The 16,041-nt window shown below is 61.3% G+C and carries 14 protein-coding genes and 1 riboswitch; of the genes, 7 read left to right on the plus strand and 7 right to left on the minus strand.

Annotated elements, in window-relative coordinates; translation table 11 throughout:
• The first annotated feature begins 109 nt into the window (after positions 1 to 109).
• Entirely contained in the window at positions 110 to 1,279 is a 1,170-nt protein-coding gene (locus HX855_RS16535; protein WP_177087002.1) for a murein transglycosylase A, read from the plus strand.
• Between the two features lie 143 nt (positions 1,280 to 1,422).
• Here HX855_RS16535 and HX855_RS16540 read toward each other — a convergent pair whose 3' ends face one another.
• Both HX855_RS16540 and HX855_RS16545 read right to left on the minus strand, forming a co-directional pair.
• Positions 1,423 to 1,809 (minus strand): MAPEG family protein, encoded by a 387-nt coding sequence (locus HX855_RS16540; protein ID WP_177087000.1) that lies wholly within the window; start codon positions 1,807 to 1,809, stop codon positions 1,423 to 1,425.
• Between the two features lie 31 nt (positions 1,810 to 1,840).
• Positions 1,841 to 2,674 (minus strand): EamA family transporter, encoded by an 834-nt coding sequence (locus HX855_RS16545; protein ID WP_177086998.1) that lies wholly within the window; start codon positions 2,672 to 2,674, stop codon positions 1,841 to 1,843.
• Positions 2,675 to 2,873: 199 nt separating this feature from the next.
• Between HX855_RS16545 and HX855_RS16550 the strand changes: the two genes are divergently transcribed.
• Both HX855_RS16550 and HX855_RS16555 read left to right on the plus strand, forming a co-directional pair.
• Entirely contained in the window at positions 2,874 to 4,043 is a 1,170-nt protein-coding gene (locus HX855_RS16550) for an MFS transporter (RefSeq protein WP_177086996.1), read from the plus strand.
• Positions 4,044 to 4,200: 157 nt separating this feature from the next.
• Positions 4,201 to 5,466 (plus strand): sodium:proton antiporter, encoded by a 1,266-nt coding sequence (locus HX855_RS16555; RefSeq protein WP_177086994.1) that lies wholly within the window; start codon positions 4,201 to 4,203, stop codon positions 5,464 to 5,466.
• Here HX855_RS16555 and HX855_RS16560 read toward each other — a convergent pair.
• From HX855_RS16560 to HX855_RS16570, 3 genes are all read right to left on the minus strand, one after another.
• The gene (locus tag HX855_RS16560) at positions 5,460 to 6,347 is read right to left on the minus strand and encodes a formate/nitrite transporter family protein (protein ID WP_177086992.1); all 888 of its coding nucleotides are present in this window, start codon (positions 6,345 to 6,347) and stop codon (positions 5,460 to 5,462) included. The genes HX855_RS16555 and HX855_RS16560 overlap by 7 nt on opposite strands.
• A 67-nt stretch (positions 6,348 to 6,414) precedes the next feature.
• Entirely contained in the window at positions 6,415 to 8,358 is a 1,944-nt protein-coding gene (locus HX855_RS16565; protein WP_177086990.1) for a patatin-like phospholipase family protein, read from the minus strand.
• A gap of 97 nt (positions 8,359 to 8,455) precedes the next feature.
• On the minus strand, positions 8,456 to 8,860 hold the full coding sequence (locus HX855_RS16570; RefSeq protein WP_010167614.1) for an acyl-CoA thioesterase: 405 nt from the start codon (positions 8,858 to 8,860) through the stop codon (positions 8,456 to 8,458).
• A 198-nt stretch (positions 8,861 to 9,058) separates the two neighbouring features.
• A riboswitch (S-adenosyl-L-homocysteine riboswitch) is annotated at positions 9,059 to 9,164 on the plus strand.
• A 21-nt stretch (positions 9,165 to 9,185) separates the two neighbouring features.
• Here HX855_RS16570 and ahcY point away from each other — a divergent pair.
• The 4 genes from ahcY (at position 9,186) to HX855_RS16590 (ending at position 14,717) form a co-directional block, all read left to right on the plus strand.
• Positions 9,186 to 10,595, plus strand: coding sequence for an adenosylhomocysteinase (gene ahcY / locus HX855_RS16575; protein ID WP_177086988.1), 1,410 nt, complete (start codon positions 9,186 to 9,188; stop codon positions 10,593 to 10,595).
• A 174-nt stretch (positions 10,596 to 10,769) separates the two neighbouring features.
• The gene (gene metF, locus HX855_RS16580; RefSeq protein ID WP_177086986.1) at positions 10,770 to 11,615 is read left to right on the plus strand and encodes a methylenetetrahydrofolate reductase [NAD(P)H]; all 846 of its coding nucleotides are present in this window, start codon (positions 10,770 to 10,772) and stop codon (positions 11,613 to 11,615) included.
• 183 nt (positions 11,616 to 11,798) lie between these two features.
• Entirely contained in the window at positions 11,799 to 12,602 is an 804-nt protein-coding gene (locus tag HX855_RS16585; RefSeq protein WP_177086984.1) for an ABC transporter substrate-binding protein, read from the plus strand.
• 222 nt (positions 12,603 to 12,824) lie between these two features.
• Positions 12,825 to 14,717 carry a DEAD/DEAH box helicase gene (locus HX855_RS16590; protein WP_177086982.1) on the plus strand — a complete coding sequence of 631 codons (1,893 nt, stop codon included), beginning with the start codon at positions 12,825 to 12,827 and terminating at the stop codon, positions 14,715 to 14,717.
• Between the two features lie 68 nt (positions 14,718 to 14,785).
• Here the strand turns inward: HX855_RS16590 and HX855_RS16595 are convergent, their stop codons facing one another.
• Positions 14,786 to 15,382, minus strand: coding sequence for a YceI family protein (locus tag HX855_RS16595; RefSeq protein ID WP_177086980.1), 597 nt, complete (start codon positions 15,380 to 15,382; stop codon positions 14,786 to 14,788).
• Between the two features lie 32 nt (positions 15,383 to 15,414).
• The gene (locus HX855_RS16600) at positions 15,415 to 15,966 is read right to left on the minus strand and encodes a cytochrome b (RefSeq protein WP_076017768.1); all 552 of its coding nucleotides are present in this window, start codon (positions 15,964 to 15,966) and stop codon (positions 15,415 to 15,417) included.
• Positions 15,967 to 16,041: the final 75 nt, after the last annotated feature.

Consider the following 16,041-nt stretch of genomic DNA (forward strand, 5'->3'; position numbering starts at 1 on the left):
AAACGGCGGCCAGTATCCTCGCCCCGCCCCTAAAGACCAATACCCCTATTAATAATAAGGGTTGCTCGAACGCCAACCGGCTTGGGCAATCGCTTCAGGAATTTTGTGTATGAATACCCGTTTTAAACCCTGGAGCCGCCTGGCGTGGGCTCTGCCAATGGTCGTGTTGCTGGCCGGTTGCAACGCCGGCAAGGACGATAAAGCCAAGCCCCACGCCATCGCAACCTACGCCAGCGCCACCTGGGAAAACTTACCGGCGGTGTCGGACAGCGACCTGCAAGCCGGCTTCGAGTCCTGGCGCAGTGCCTGCCAACGGCTCAAGGCTGACCCGGTGTGGGGCACGACGTGCGCAGCAGCGGCCACCGTGCCGCCAACCGCCGTGGCGATTCGCGACTTCCTCAAGACCAACCTCGATGTCTACGGCCTGCGCTCGGCCGACAACAGCCCCAACGGCCTGATTACCGGCTACTACGAACCGGTTTACCCCGGCAGCCTCAGCGAAACCCCCACCGCCCACGTGCCGGTGTTTGGCGTGCCGGATGACCTGATCATCGTCAACCTGGAAAGCATCTACCCGGAACTGAAGGGCAAACGCCTGCGCGGGCGCCTTGAGGGCCGGGTGCTCAAACCCTATGACGACGCCAGCGCCATCAACCAGCAGGGTTCCACCGCCAAGCCGATCGCCTGGCTGACCAACCCGATGGACCTGCAATTCCTGCAGATTCAGGGTTCGGGCCGTATCCAACTGGCTGATGGCCGCCAATTGCGTGTGGGTTACGGCGATCAAAACGGCTACCCGTACCGCCCCATCGGCCGCTGGCTGGTGGAGCAAGGCGAGCTGAAAAAAGAAGACGTGACCATGGGCGCCATCAGCGCCTGGGCCAAGGCTCATCCCCAGCGAATTCCAGAATTGCTGGCGAGCAACCCCAGCTACGTGTTCTTCAGCGCCCGTCCCGACAGCAACGAAGGCCCCCGCGGCTCGCTGAACGTGCCGCTGACAGCGGGTTATAGCGTGGCGGTGGACCGCAAGGTGATTCCGTTGGGTAGTTTGTTGTGGCTGTCCACGACACGACCGGACGGTACACCGATTGCTCGCCCGGTGGCCGCGCAGGACACCGGCGGTGCAATTACCGGCGAAGTGCGCGCCGACCTGTTCTGGGGCACCGGTGATGCCGCTGGTGAGCTGGCGGGCAACATGAAGCAGCAGGGCCAGATTTGGATGCTGTGGCCTAAAGGCGCAGCGCTGCCGAAAATTCCGGATGCGCCGGCGGGGAGCTGAATAACACCACTGATCTATGGGGGGCGGCGGGCTTGTGTGGGAGCGGGCTTGCTCGCGAAGGCGGTGTGTCAGTCACCGGATGTATCGACTGATCCACCGCCTTCGCGAGCAAGCCCGCTCCCACATTTGAACAGCGCCAGGCTTTAGATCGAGACGAAGAAGAAACTCGCAATCAACGCCATCCCCACCGCCCACACCACCGACCGCAGCATCGCCCAGTCCGCCAGGTAGCAGATGATGTAGAGCAGTCGGCTGGTGATAAACAGCACCGCCAGTACGTTGATCGTCACCAACGACGCAGCGCCTGCCAAATGGGCAATGATCACCGCCGCCGCAAAGGCCGGGGTCACTTCAAAACTGTTGAGTTGCGCGCTGTGGGCACGCTTGGCGAACCCCTCCAGGGTCTCCAGGAAGGCTCGCGGGTCATGGTTCTGCCGGGGCCCGAACTTGCCGCCGCTGAACTTGGCCACCCCCGTGCACAGGTACGGCAGAAAGATTGCGATCAACACACACCAGAAAGCGACTGTCATCACCCATTCCTTTTTTAGTTTTGTCCGACGGTTAGAGTTTCATCACAAACATGCCAATCAGTACCAACCCACAAGCTATGAGCCGCGGTCGGCCGAAAGGTTCTTTCAGGTACCGCATGCCGAACAGCACCACCAGGATCACGCTGACTTCCCGCAGCGCCGCCGCCTCGGCAATCGAGCCCAACTGCATGGCCCAAAGCACCAGAGCGTAGCTCAACAACACACACAACCCGACGCTCAGCCCCAGCCGCCACTGCGTGCGCCAGAACAGCCCGAACGCCGCCCGCTTGCGCACCACCGCCAGCAACGGAAACGGCCAGGCGCTGATCAGCGTCAACCACACCAGGTAATCCAGCGGGTGCGACCAACGGCGCAACGCCTGGCCATCGAGGAAGGTGTAGCAACCGATGCACAGGCCAATCAGTGCCACCACCGGCAGCATCGACCAGGGCAGCCGGTCACCGCCACCGCCCTGCCACAACAGGCACAGCATGCCGAACGGAATCAGCAGGATGCCAAGGATCTGCTGGGTGCTGAGCGCCTCACCGGCAAACACCAACGTCAGCGCCAGCACCACCAGGGGCGACAGCCCGCGCATCAGCGGGTACACCAACCCCAGGTCACCCACCCGATAGGCCTGGATCAGCAGGTAGCGGTAAAGCAACTCAAACAGTGCCGACGCGATGATCCATGGCCAGATGTCCAGCGGCGGCAACGACACAAACCCCACCGCCAACACGACGAACAGCAACGCCACAGTGTCCATGCACGCGATCACCAACAGGCGCTCGCCGCTGAATTTGATCAAGGTGTTCCACGTCGCATGCAACAGCGCCGCTACCAGTACCAGAGCTGTTGCAATCACCGGTGACTCCCCAGTCATAAATCGCAGAATTGATTCGCGATATTTCAGCACCTGTTTATACTAAAGCCGACCACGCCGCACTCAGTTGCGCAAAGACCTATTCCAATAAATTTTTGCTGTTGGCCGACCTTCCCAGGTTCGGGCGTCGGCATGCGTATGCCTGATCAGAGCGTCACGATTATCGACAGGAGATCCTCGCATGCCGCTCGCCTTGCTTGCACTGGCCGTTGCTGCCTTTGGCATCGGCACCACCGAATTTGTCATCATGGGCTTGTTGCCCGACGTCGCCCGTGACCTGTCCGTCAGCATCCCGAACGCCGGCCTGCTGATCACCGGCTACGCCCTGGGCGTGGTGTTCGGCGCACCGATCCTGGCGATCGGCACCGCCAACATGCCGCGTAAAGCCACGCTGTTGGGCATGACCCTGATGTTTATCCTCGGCAACGTGCTCTGCGCACTGGCACCGAACTACGCGACGCTGATGGCCGCCCGGGTGGTCACCGCGCTGTGCCATGGTGCGTTCTTCGGGATCGGCTCGGTCGTGGCCGCCGGCCTGGTGGCGCCGAACAAACGGGCGCAGGCGATTGCGATGATGTTTACCGGCCTGACCCTGGCCAACGTGCTCGGGGTACCGCTGGGCACGGCGTTGGGCCAATACGCCGGCTGGCGCTCGACGTTCTGGGCAGTATCGGTGATCGGTGTCATTGCCGCCCTGGCCCAATGGCGGTGGCTGCCCAAACACATCGCAATGGACAAGGCCAACCTCGCCAGCGAGTTCAAGGTGCTGACTCAACCCAACGTGCTGCTGGCCCTGGGCATGAGCGCACTGGCGTCCACCAGCCTGTTCAGCGTCTTCACCTACATCGCGCCGATCCTGCAAGACATCACCGGTGTCAGCCCCCACGGCATCACCCTGATGTTGCTGCTGTTCGGCGTCGGCCTTACGGCAGGCAGCATGCTCGGCGGGCGCCTGGCCGACAGCCGCCTGCTGCCCGCGCTGGTGGGCATGGCCCTGGCGGTGGTGCTGATATTGGCGGTGTTCACCCAAACCAGCCGCTCGGTGATTCCGGCCGCGATCACCTTGCTGCTGTGGGGCGTGTTCGCCTTTGCCCTGTGCCCCATCCTGCAACTCTTGATCATCGACCAGGCCCATGAAGCACCGAACCTCGGCTCAACCCTGAACCAGAGCGCCTTCAACCTGGGCAATGCCGCCGGCGCCTGGATCGGCGGGCTGGTGGTGGCCAGCGGTGCCGACCTGTCGGACCTGCCCTGGACCGGCGCATTGCTGGGCTGCCTGACGGTATTGGCGGCACTTTTCTTCATCTACCTGCAACGTCGCAGTACAACTGCGGTCAACGTACCCAACTGATAAATGTGTTCCGTGTGGGAGCTGTCGAGCTTTAGCGAGGCTGCGATGCCGGCGCTGCGGTCTTGCAAGCACACCGAGGTGATGCCATCGCAGCCTCGCTAAAGCTCGACAGCTCCCACATTTGATCTTCACTCCCCCCTCTGTCCAAGGACCCCGGATGCTTGAACTTGTCGCTGCGTTTATTTGCCTGACCACCCTGCTCACGTATGTGAATTACCGCTTCATCGGCCTGCCACCCACCATCGGTGTGATGGTGACGGCGCTGATGTTTTCCTTGCTGCTGCAAGGCTTGAGCTTTATCGGCTACCCCGGCCTCGAAGAACGCGTCCAGCAGTTGATCGGCCAGATCGACTTCGGCGACCTGCTGATGAACTGGATGCTCTCGTTCCTGCTGTTCGCCGGCGCCTTGCACGTCAACCTGAGCGACCTGCGCAGCTACCGCTGGCCCATCGGCCTGCTCGCCACGTTCGGCGTATTGATCGCCACCGTGGTGATCGGCAGCCTGGCGTTCTACATCTTTGCCCTGTTCGGCTGGCACGTGAGCTTCCTGTACTGCCTGCTGTTTGGTGCGCTGATTTCCCCCACCGACCCGATTGCCGTACTCGGTGTGCTGCGGACCGCCAACGCGTCCAAGCCGCTGAAAACCACCATCGTCGGCGAATCCCTGTTCAACGACGGCACGGCGGTAGTGGTGTTCACCGTGTTGCTGGGCATCGCGCAACTGGGCGAGACGCCCACGGTGGGCGCCACGGCCATGCTGTTCGCCCATGAGGCGATTGGCGGCGTGGTGTTCGGCGGGCTGATCGGCTACATCGTGTACCTGATGATCAAGAGCATCGAGCAGTACCAGATCGAAGTGATGCTGACCCTCGCTCTGGTGATCGGCGGTTCGGCGATGGCCACCGAACTGCATGTGTCGGCACCGATTGCGATGGTGGTCGCCGGGCTGATCATCGGCAACCTGGGCCGCAAGCTGGCGATGAACGACATGACCCGGCGCTACCTCGACGGCTTCTGGGAGCTGCTCGATGACATGCTCAACGCGCTGCTGTTTGCGCTGATCGGCATGGAGCTTCTGCTGTTGCCGTTCAACTGGCTGCACGTGCTGGCGGCAAGCTTGCTGGCGGTGGCGATCCTGTTGTCACGCCTGCTGACGGTCGCCCCGGCGATCCTGCTGCTGCGGCGCTGGCGCACGGTGCCACGCGGCACCATTCGCATCCTGACCTGGGGCGGTTTGCGCGGCGGTGTGTCCGTGGCATTGGCCCTGGCCCTGCCGCTGGGCCCGGAGCGTGACTTGCTGCTGAGCATCACCTACATCGTGGTGCTGTCGTCCATCCTGTTGCAGGGCTTGAGCATCGGCAAGCTGGTCAAGCATGTGACCAAGGATGAGCCGGCGCCTGCCGCGACGCCGGACACTCACTGATCCTTGTTGATCCGCTGCGGATGCCTCGGGTCCGCAGCGGCGTTTCCCGGCAAGCTGCTTTCGCTGCGAATCTGCGCGTGGCTGATCAGCGCAAAGATAAAGCTGCCGCCGATGATATTGCCCGCCAACGTCGGCCCGGCAAATACCAGCCAGAAGTCCTTCCACGGCAGTTCGCCGGCAAACACCAGGTACGACACTTCCGCCGAACCCACCACGATGTGGGTGAAGTCTCCCAGCGCCATCAGGTAGGTGATCAGGATGATGATCCAGATCTTGGCGCTTTCCATGGACGGGATCATCCAGACCATGGTGGCGATCATCCAGCCGGACACAATGCCCTTGGCGAACATCTGGGAGGTGTCGTTCTCCATGACCTTGCGGCCGATTTCCAGGAAGGCCAGGTCGGTCTTGGTGTCGAAGATCGGCAGGTGCAGCATCACGTACGCCACCAGCAAGGTGCCGCACAGGTTGCCCACCAGCACCACCGTCCATAAGCGCAGCAGCCGGCCGGCATTATTCAGCGTGGGTTTGCTCATCACCGGCAACACCGCTGTCAGGGTGTTTTCAGTGAACAGTTGCTGGCGTGCCAGGATCACCGCCAGAAAGCCCGCGCAGTAACCAAAACTGGCAATCACCTTGAACCCTTCACCGTCCGGCAGCCGTGAATTGAGCAAGCCCATGCCCATCAGCGACAGGCCCATGGTCAGGCCGGCGGCCAGCGCCGACCACCACAGCGCTGCCACGGTGCGCTCCAGCTCCTGATCGCCCTGGGTACGGATGATTTCATGCAGAACCGCCGCGCGAGGCGGCTGGTTCTTATCGACGTCATGCTGCTCTTCATCCGACAGGTTGGGGGTCTTGCCGTCTTTTTCAGTGGCCATGGCGTTCCTGACTCCGTTGTGTGCCTGTAGCTACGACACGCGGCGTTCAGGGCTGTTCAGTGGCGGATCACTTAACGGGCAGGCGCCACGCCTTGGCCATTTGGATGGTGGTAGAGCTGAACGCCTTCTTCCACGGTTTATTTCGTGCCTGATAGCGATTGATGATGGTATCGAGCACCCGATTGAACTCGGCCGGGGTGGTGACCTGTGAGAGGTCATATTCGGCTTGCCGCAACAAGGCGACGTTGGCATCCGGCTGGCCCGGGCGGAACAGCGACGGGTAAATCACCTCCCGCGTAAAGTTGCCGGCAATCACCGCGATATCGCGCCGTTTCATCTCGGCAACGGCGCTGGACATGACGCTGGACATCGGGCTTGCATCAGCCGATGGCTTGGCCATCACCTGCAGAAGTTGTTGGAAATTGGGATTCCCCGCCGTGTTCAGTTGCCGCCCCAGCCATTCGACATGCTCGGGCCGGCGGGCAAGTGCATCCAGGTTACGCAAGGCAGACGCGATCTTCGGCGTGATCGTCAACGTGTCGCTTGCCTGATTGGCCTCGCTGATCGCGTTATCCAGGGTGTGCAGAACCTCTATCGCGCTCTTTCGAAACAGCAGCACATCAGCGGCGGCCTTGTCCTTTTCCAGGCCTGCCTGGGCGCTGGCAAACATCTCATCGTCCATGGCCAGCACGGCGTCGTCCAATGAGCCGAATGAATGCTGCTCACGCGCGGCGGCACGGCTTTCCATGTGGGTCTCGACCGCCTTGCGAGCCAGCACCTGCAGGTTTTTCTTCTGCTCGGCCGTCATGGTGAAATTTACCGTGCCGTTGAGCATGCCGCGAAAATCACCTTTGTCGGTGTTCAGGGGCAACGTCACCGTCTGGTCTGCGACGTCTTTGAGTCGGGTGTTTTGATACGCCTCGGCAGCCGAGTAAGGCGTGCCGGTAACGGCGTCGGCCACGCTATCACCCATGCCGCCACGATCCTTGGGCTTGCCGGGAGCCTCGAGCTCGAAGTCGATGACCAGCGACTCGGTCTTGCTCAAGGGGCTCTGCGCAAACTCACGATCAACCGCCCCCGAAGCCGGCGTATTGAGGAGCAGGCCGCCATCCTTGAACGCGGTTTCTTCGGCCAACGCCTGGAAACCGTGGCCTTGCTCGGTCGGGCTCTTGAACAGCACCGGCAACGAACCGGAAATATGCGCCGCCCGGGCGATGTCCATGTCCGGCGTCAGGCTGGCGTTGAACACAACCAACTGCGGTCGCCCGTCAAACATGCCGGTGCCGGTGATGTTCAGTTGCTTGATCGCCGGAATGTGCCGGCTCAATACCGCCAGATCACCAAAGGTTGGCGCGCCACCGGCACTGAGTTTGTCGGCGATTTTCATGACCTCGGCGGGCCGGGTTTGCCGGGGCGTGTTAGCGATGTGCGCAAGAATCGACCGGCGCGACTCGTTGCGCACCAACTCCTCAAGCGGCAGCGCTTCGGCTTGCAGGCGCGGCAGCATCGTGAACAGCAGTCGGGCAATATTGCCAGCAGCGCCGGGCAAGCGCCCAGCGAGTTTACCCAGCTTGGAACTGGCATTTTGCAGCCACGCCACCAGCGGGTTTTTGCTGTTCAGCAGTTCGGGGAGTTCAAGGTTATTGGACAGCGTTTCGAAGGCCTTGGCGTCCATGCCACTGGCCAGCACGGCGGCGGAGATCGCACCCGCAGACGAACCAGAAATGACCTTGATGCCCGCCAAGGCATTCTTTTCTTCAAGCGCCTGTATGACGCCCGGGAAAGCGATGCCCTTGGCACCGCCACCACTGAGCACCAGGTGCTTGACCGGCGCGGGTGACAACCCTACCTGCACCTGCCCGTCGCCGGTACGCGCGAGGGTCAGCTTGTGCTCACCCGCATTCTCTACCAGCGTCGTTTTTGCGGTTTGAGCGGACGCCGCAGCAGTCTCGGGGCGCTTGAAGGATGGAGCCTCGGTAACGTGGCTCGGTAAGGATTTAGGTAATTGCATACGCGGGTTCTCTCTACAGGATGTAGTCCTGAGTGACGAGAGAGCCCGGGAATGATCCGTCCGGAATGATCCAGTAAAGAATCACCCCATTGCCGGGTTATTCGCTGATGCCGTCTTCCTGAAACTGGTCCTTCACGTATTTGATCTCGGTGCGGCCATGGGGCGCCGGCAAACCGTCTTCACCCAGGTTGACGAAGACCATTTTTTCCACGGTCAGAATGCTCTTGCGGGTGATCTTGTTGCGCACTTCGCAGGTCAGGGTGATTGAGGTGCGGCCAAACTCGGTGGCGGTGATGCCCAGCTCGATGATGTCGCCCTGGCGCGAGGCGCTGACAAAGTTGATTTCAGAGATGTACTTGGTCACCACCCGCTGGTTGCCCAACTGGACAATCGCGTAGATGGCCGCTTCTTCGTCGATCCAGCGCAGCAGGCTGCCACCGAACAGGGTGCCATTGGGGTTGAGGTCTTCGGGTTTTACCCATTTGCGGGTGTGGAAGTTCATGTTCACTCCAAAGCGTGTTGCGAAATGATGGGCAACATCATGGCAGACGCCGGGCCCAAGCTCTATGAGCCATTGCCTATCAGCCCCATGAGCGATCTTCATGCCGCCGACAGAAAGGCTTTAGAAGTCAGGCGCAGACGGCTATAATCGCCTCCGCTTCAAAACGGTCATCTTCGATTGATACCGTTCTCCCGCCACCTGTCCGAGGGGCGCTGCAGCAGGCTCGACCTGTCAGGCTCGGATGGGGCGTTGTCCGGCCTGGTTAGCCAGCTGGATACTAAACGCACAACGGCGCCCATTCGCACACTACGAATGGAGGCTCTTCATGAGCGCTGTAATCACGCCTGCAGGTTTTACCGACTACAAAGTCGCCGACATGTCCCTCGCTGCCTGGGGCCGTCGCGAAACCTTTATCGCCGAATCCGAAATGCCAGCCCTGATGGGTCTGCGCCGCAAGTACGCCTCTGAGCAGCCGCTCAAAGGCGCGAAGATCCTCGGCTGCATCCACATGACCATTCAGACTGCCGTGCTGATCGAAACCCTGGTTGCCCTGGGTGCCGAAGTACGTTGGTCGTCCTGCAACATTTTCTCGACTCAAGACCAGGCTGCTGCCGCTATCGCTGCTGCCGGCATCGCCGTGTTCGCCTGGAAAGGCGAGACCGAAGAAGAGTACGAGTGGTGCCTGGAGCAAACCATCCTGAAAGATGGCAAGCCATGGGACGCCAACATGATCCTCGACGACGGCGGCGACCTGACCGAGCTGCTGCACAAGAAATACCCGGCTATCCTGGACCGCGTCCACGGTGTGACCGAAGAAACCACCACGGGCGTTCACCGCCTGCTGGACATGCTGGCCAAGGGCGAGCTGAAAATCCCGGCCATCAACGTCAATGACTCGGTGACCAAGAGCAAGAACGACAACAAGTACGGCTGCCGTCACAGCCTGAACGATGCGATCAAGCGCGGCACCGACCACCTGTTGTCCGGCAAGCAAGCGCTGGTGATCGGCTACGGTGACGTGGGCAAGGGTTCGTCCCAGTCCCTGCGCCAGGAAGGCATGATCGTTAAAGTGTCCGAAGTGGACCCGATCTGCGCCATGCAAGCCTGCATGGACGGCTTCGAAGTGGTTTCGCCGTTCATCGATGGCGTCAATGACGGCACCGAAGCGAGCATCGACAAAGCCTTGCTGGGCAAGATCGACCTGATCGTGACCACCACCGGTAACGTGAACGTGTGCGACTCGAACATGCTCAAGGCCCTGAAAAAGCGCGCCGTGGTGTGCAACATCGGTCACTTCGACAACGAAATCGACACCGCTTTCATGCGCAAGAACTGGGCATGGGAAGAAGTGAAGCCACAGGTGCACAAGGTTCACCGTACCGGCGCAGGTGATTTCGACCCGCAGAACGACGACTACCTGATCCTGCTGGCTGAAGGCCGCCTGGTCAACCTGGGCAACGCCACCGGCCACCCAAGCCGCATCATGGATGGCTCGTTCGCCAACCAGGTACTGGCCCAGATCTTCCTGTTCGGCCAGAAATACGCCGACCTGTCGCCGGCCCAGAAAGCCGAGCGCCTGACCGTGGAAGTACTGCCGAAGAAACTCGACGAAGAAGTGGCCCTGGAAATGGTCCGCGGCTTCGGCGGCGTGGTGACTCAACTGACCAAGACCCAGGCCGACTACATCGGTGTGGGCGTTGAAGGTCCGTTCAAGCCGCACGCTTACCGCTACTGATTTGCCTGCTGCCTGCTCCCCCTGTGGGGGTGGGCTTTTGTGGGAGCGGGCTTGCTCGCGAAGGCGGTGTGTCAGTCGACTTATCTACTACTGACATACCGCCTTCGCGAGCAAGCCCGCTCCCACATTGACGGTGTACACCTTCTGGCTTTATGAGTTTCCATAGGTATGACCATGTCCCAAGACCGTCGCTACAGCTTCGAGTTCTTCCCAACCAAGACCGATGCTGGGCATGAAAAACTGATGGCGACAGCCAAGCAGTTGGCCAGCTACCACCCCGATTTCTTCTCCTGCACCTACGGTGCCGGTGGCTCCACCCGCGATCGCACGATCAACACCGTGTTGCAGCTGGAAAGCGAAGTCAAAGTACCTGCGGCTCCGCATTTGTCGTGCGTGGGCGACAGCAAGGCCGACCTGCGCAGCCTGCTGACCCAATACAAGCAAGCCGGCATCAAGCGCATCGTCGCCCTGCGCGGTGACCTGCCGTCCGGCATGGGCATGGCCAGCGGTGAGCTGCGCTACGCCAATGACCTGGTGAGCTTCATCCGTGAAGAAACCGGTGATCACTTCCATATCGAAGTGGCGGCATACCCGGAGATGCACCCCCAGGCCCGCAATTTCGAAGACGATCTGCAGAACTTCGTGCGCAAGGCCAACGCCGGCGCCAACAGCGCGATCACCCAGTACTTCTTCAACGCCGAAAGCTACTTTTACTTCGTCGAGCGTGTGCAGGCGATGGGTGTGAACATCCCGATCGTGCCGGGCATCATGCCGATCACCAACTACAGCAAACTGGCGCGTTTCTCTGACGCCTGCGGCGCGGAAATCCCACGCTGGATTCGCAAACAACTGGAAGCCTATGGCGACGACGTCAAAAGCATCCAGGCGTTCGGCGAACAGGTCATCAGCGAAATGTGTGAACAATTGCTGCAAGGTGGCGCCCCAGGGTTGCACTTCTATACCCTGAACCAGGCTGAGCCAAGCCTCGCTGTCTGGAACAACCTGAAGCTGCCACGCTAAGGTCTGCTCCGAAGTGCCAGGGCCCTCATATCGAGGGCCTTTGTCGTTCCAGTGATCGCTGGATATAGGCATGGCCCGGTTTCGCGGGACACGGCCCGGCAGAATCAGGAACAACGCCAAGGGTGCCCGAAGATCGCTGTGCCAGAGCTTCTCTTTAGCTCAAGACAATCGTAATCTCAGGGCATGCCTGTCACTTTCCGGTTGTTGACTGCTGTCTTTTTCGCTTGCCTGAGCCTCGGCGCCCAAGGCGAGAAACTGCGCATTGTCACCGAACCCTGGGCGCCTTACGTCTACGACGACAAAGGCACCATGCGCGGGCTCGACTACGAGACCACGGTGATCGTGTTCCAGCGCCTGGGCATCGACGTGCAATGGCAATTCCTGCCCTGGAAGCGTTGCCTGGCGATGCTCGACCAGGGCCAGGCCGACGGCGCGCTGGATATCTTCCACAGCAACGAACGAGACAATGTGCTGCTGTACCCCAGCGAACCCCTGTCCGAGGTGGAGTTCGTGCTGTTCTACGCCAATGACCGCCCGCATCCATTCCAGACCTTTGACGACCTGCGCGGCCTGACCATCGGCACCTCGCCGGGCTATCTCTACGGCGCCGAGTTCAGCGATTCGACCCTGTTCAAGCAGGAGCCGGCCGCCAGCCATGAGGCCAACTTCGGCAAACTGGCCCTTGGGCGGGTCGACCTGGTGATCACCGATCGCCGGGTGGGCCAGCACGTCCTCAAGGCGCTGGGGCTTACAGACCAGATCACCCAGGCGCCCACGGTGATCAGCCGCCAGCCGCAATTCCTCGCAGTACGTCGCGGGGCCGGTATGGATTTGCTGGTGCAGCGCTTTGCCGCCGAACTCAAACGTTTCAAGCAAGAGCCCGCCTACACGGCCTTGAGCGCCAAATATGCCGGCAGCAGCCCTCAAACCAGCGCCTCGGCCTTGCCGGCACACACCGTTGAGCAGCAGGAAAGCAGCGCAGAGTGATTGCTCTGTTATACTCCGGCCTTTCCGCCAGGCTTACGCCCGGACGCTTCGGTCTTGCAAAAGGCACCCGACCCCGCTACAGCGCAGCTTTCAAGCCCGCGCGAGCCGTCTGAGTGCCCGCCAGCCCCAGCAGGACCGGACGGGATTGCGTTCATCTAAACGCCATTCACGCCAGGCAAGACTATCCCTCTGGGCCAAGCCCTAACTAAAACAGGATTACTCATGTCCTTTGCTTCCCTCGGTCTCTCCGAGGCTTTAGTCCGCGCCATCGAGGCAGCGGGCTATACCGAGCCTACTCCGGTGCAACAGCGGGCCATTCCCGCCGTGTTGCAAGGCCGCGACCTGATGGTTGCGGCTCAGACAGGTACTGGTAAAACCGGCGGTTTCGCCCTTCCGATCCTGGAGCGGTTGTTCCCCAACGGTCATCCGGACAAATCCCAGCGTCACGGCCCGCGCCAACCGCGCGTACTGGTCCTGACCCCTACCCGGGAACTCGCCGCCCAAGTGCACGACAGCTTCAAGCTGTATGCCCGCGACTTGAAGTTCGTCAGCGCCTGCATCTTCGGCGGCGTCGGCATGAACCCTCAGGTTCAGGCCATGTCCCGCGGTGTTGACGTGCTGGTTGCGTGCCCGGGTCGCTTGCTCGACCTGTGTGGCCAAGGCAGCGTCGATTTGTCCCACGTGGAAATCCTCGTGCTGGACGAAGCCGACCGCATGCTCGACATGGGCTTTGTCCATGACGTGAAAAAGGTCCTCGCGCGCCTGCCGGCCAAACGCCAGAACCTGCTGTTCTCGGCCACGTTCTCCAACGACATCACCGCTTTGGCGGGCAAGTTGTTGCACAACCCCGAGCGCATTGAAGTCACGCCGCCGAACACCACGGTCGAGCGTATCGAGCAGCGCGTGTTCCGCCTGCCCGCCAGCCACAAGCGTTCCCTGCTGGCCCACCTGATCACCGCCGGCGCGTGGGAACAGGTACTGGTGTTCACCCGCACCAAGCACGGCGCCAACCGCCTGGCCGAGTACCTGGACAAGCACGGCCTCACCGCCGTCGCCATCCACGGCAACAAGAGCCAGAACGCCCGCACCAAAGCCCTGGCCGACTTCAAGGCCGGTGAAGTGCGCATCCTGGTGGCCACCGACATCGCCGCTCGCGGCCTGGACATCGACCAGTTGCCACACGTGGTCAACTTCGAGCTGCCAAACGTCGACGAAGACTACGTGCACCGTATCGGCCGTACTGGCCGGGCCGGTCGTTCGGGCGAGGCCATTTCCCTGGTCGCTCCCGACGAAGAAAAGCTGCTGAAAAGCATCGAGCGCATGACCAAGCAGAAAATCGCCGACGGCGACCTGATGGGCTTCGATTCCAGCGCCGTTGAGGCTGAGAAGCCTGAAGTGCGCGAACGTCCGGACGTGCGTAACCCGCGCAACAACCCACGCGGTCCGAAGGGCGATGGCCCGAACGGCGGCGGCGGTGGTGGCGGTCGTAAAGACAAGGGCAAAGACAAGGGCGGCAAGGACAAGGCTGCGACCAATGGCCGTGGTGAACGCCCGGCCCGTGAGCAAAAGCCCCGTGAAGGCACCCCGGCCCGCGAACAGCGCCAGCCGAGCCAGCCGCCACGCGCTTCCGCTGACCGTGCTCCGGACGAGTTCCTGGACGACGACGTGGACAACTTCGGCAACCGCGTTGACTACGTGCCCCAGGCCAAGCCGGCCCAGGGTCGTGGTCGTCGTCCGGGCGCTCCAGCCCAGGGCGCTGGTGCAGGCGCAGGTTCTGCGCCACGCACCGGCGGCCAGCCACAAGGTCGCCAGAACGGTCCGCGCAGCAGCAACGGCGCCACCACCGGCACCCCGCCGGCCAAGCGCAGCGGCCCGCGTAATGGCGCACCCCGTGACGGCCAGGCCCGTCGCGAAGAGTCGCGCAACCGTCGCCCGGCCCGTGATGATCAACCTCGTTTGTCTGAGCCTGCGGTGCAAAACCCGCGCGGCGGCCCGGCACCGAAGATCATCCACAAAGAGTCGAAAAGTGATCGCACGCTGACACCTGAGCAGTTGGATCAACTGCCAGGCCGTCCACGTGGTGAAAAGCCGGCGTTGCTGACCCGCAACCGCTGATTTTCAGCGCTTCATAAAAAATGCCCCGGATCGCGAGATCCGGGGCATTTTTGTGTGGCCGGCGAAAATTACTTCGCTTTCACACCTTCAAACGACACGTACAGCTCAACAGTGTTGGACGCCGGGCCCAGGTCCATCTGCTTGCCGAAGTCCTGGCGGTTGAAGGTGGCGGTGCCTTCAAAGCCGGCACGGTAGCCGCCCCATGGGTCCTTGCCTTCACCCAGGAAGGTGGCCTTGACGACAATCGGCTTGGTCACACCGTGCAGGGTCAGGTCGCCAGTCACGTCAGCGGTGACGTGGCCCGCAGCGTCTTTACCGGTGGTTTTAACACTGGTGGAGACGAACTTGGCATCGGCAAACTTGCCAACGTCCAGGAAGTCTTTGCTGGCGATGTGCTTGTCACGTTCGGCGTGGTTGGTGAACACGCTGGCGGTGCGGACGTTGAATTCAATCTTGCTGTCTTCAGGCTTGGCGGCGTCGAAGCTGAACTTGCCGTCCAGGTCCTTGAAGGTACCGGTGATGAAGCTGTAGCCCAAGTGGCTGATCTTGAAGTCAACGAAGGCGTGCTGGCCTTCCTTGTCGACAACGTAGTCAGCGGCCATCGCCTGACCGGCAGTCAGCAGGGCAGAACCGATGGCCAGAGCGGCGAGAGTCTTTTTCAACATGCTTTCTATTCCTTGTGAGTCGAGGTTGAACATCAGGCTTTGCGCCCCAGCATACGAACCAGGGTCACATCACGATCAATGAAATGGTGTTTCAACGCAGCCACACCGTGGAGGCCGGAGAACACCACCAATACCCAGGCGAGGTACAAGTGCACCACGCCTGCGGTGTCTGCCTGGTCCGGTAGCCCGGAAACCAGTGCAGGAATCTCAAACAGGCCAAATACCGGGATCCCGACACCGTCTGCGGTGGAAATCAGGTAACCGGCAATCATCACGGCAAACAGCCCGAGATACAGGAATGCGTGGCCAAACGCAGCCCCCAGACGCGTCATGCGGCTATAGCTGGCAAGCGGTGGCGGCGGCGGGCTGAGCAAACGCCAGACAATACGCACAAGCATGATGGCGAAGAGCGTGATGCCGATGCTTTTGTGCAGGTCCGGGGCGTCTTTGCGCCAGGTGCTGTAGTAGTCGAGACCGACCATCCACAGGCCCAACGCGAACAGACCGAACACCACCAGGGCCACGCCCCAGTGCAAAACAATACTGACCCAACCGTAACGGGCCGATGAATTACGTAGTTGCATGTCCCAAATCCCGTAAGAGCTGCGCCCAAGACTATCGGTTTACCTATCGAATTAAAGCCGAAAATTTCGCTTTGA

Source organism: Pseudomonas sp. IPO3778, from assembly GCF_013386825.1.
GTDB lineage: Bacteria > Pseudomonadota > Gammaproteobacteria > Pseudomonadales > Pseudomonadaceae > Aquipseudomonas.

What these genes read in the sequence shown, in the direction of transcription:
- HX855_RS16535 (WP_177087002.1), top strand. Translation starts at nt 110, where the DNA reads ATGAATACCCGTTTTAAACCCTGGAGCCGCCTGGCGTGGGCTCTGCCA.
- HX855_RS16540 (WP_177087000.1), bottom strand. Translation starts at nt 1,809, where the DNA reads ATGACAGTCGCTTTCTGGTGTGTGTTGATCGCAATCTTTCTGCCGTAC.
- HX855_RS16550 (WP_177086996.1), top strand. Translation starts at nt 2,874, where the DNA reads ATGCCGCTCGCCTTGCTTGCACTGGCCGTTGCTGCCTTTGGCATCGGC.
- HX855_RS16555 (WP_177086994.1), top strand. Translation starts at nt 4,201, where the DNA reads ATGCTTGAACTTGTCGCTGCGTTTATTTGCCTGACCACCCTGCTCACG.
- HX855_RS16560 (WP_177086992.1), bottom strand. Translation starts at nt 6,347, where the DNA reads ATGGCCACTGAAAAAGACGGCAAGACCCCCAACCTGTCGGATGAAGAG.
- HX855_RS16565 (WP_177086990.1), bottom strand. Translation starts at nt 8,358, where the DNA reads ATGCAATTACCTAAATCCTTACCGAGCCACGTTACCGAGGCTCCATCC.
- HX855_RS16570 (WP_010167614.1), bottom strand. Translation starts at nt 8,860, where the DNA reads ATGAACTTCCACACCCGCAAATGGGTAAAACCCGAAGACCTCAACCCC.
- ahcY (WP_177086988.1), top strand. Translation starts at nt 9,186, where the DNA reads ATGAGCGCTGTAATCACGCCTGCAGGTTTTACCGACTACAAAGTCGCC.
- metF (WP_177086986.1), top strand. Translation starts at nt 10,770, where the DNA reads ATGTCCCAAGACCGTCGCTACAGCTTCGAGTTCTTCCCAACCAAGACC.
- HX855_RS16585 (WP_177086984.1), top strand. Translation starts at nt 11,799, where the DNA reads ATGCCTGTCACTTTCCGGTTGTTGACTGCTGTCTTTTTCGCTTGCCTG.
- HX855_RS16590 (WP_177086982.1), top strand. Translation starts at nt 12,825, where the DNA reads ATGTCCTTTGCTTCCCTCGGTCTCTCCGAGGCTTTAGTCCGCGCCATC.
- HX855_RS16595 (WP_177086980.1), bottom strand. Translation starts at nt 15,382, where the DNA reads ATGTTGAAAAAGACTCTCGCCGCTCTGGCCATCGGTTCTGCCCTGCTG.
- HX855_RS16600 (WP_076017768.1), bottom strand. Translation starts at nt 15,966, where the DNA reads ATGCAACTACGTAATTCATCGGCCCGTTACGGTTGGGTCAGTATTGTT.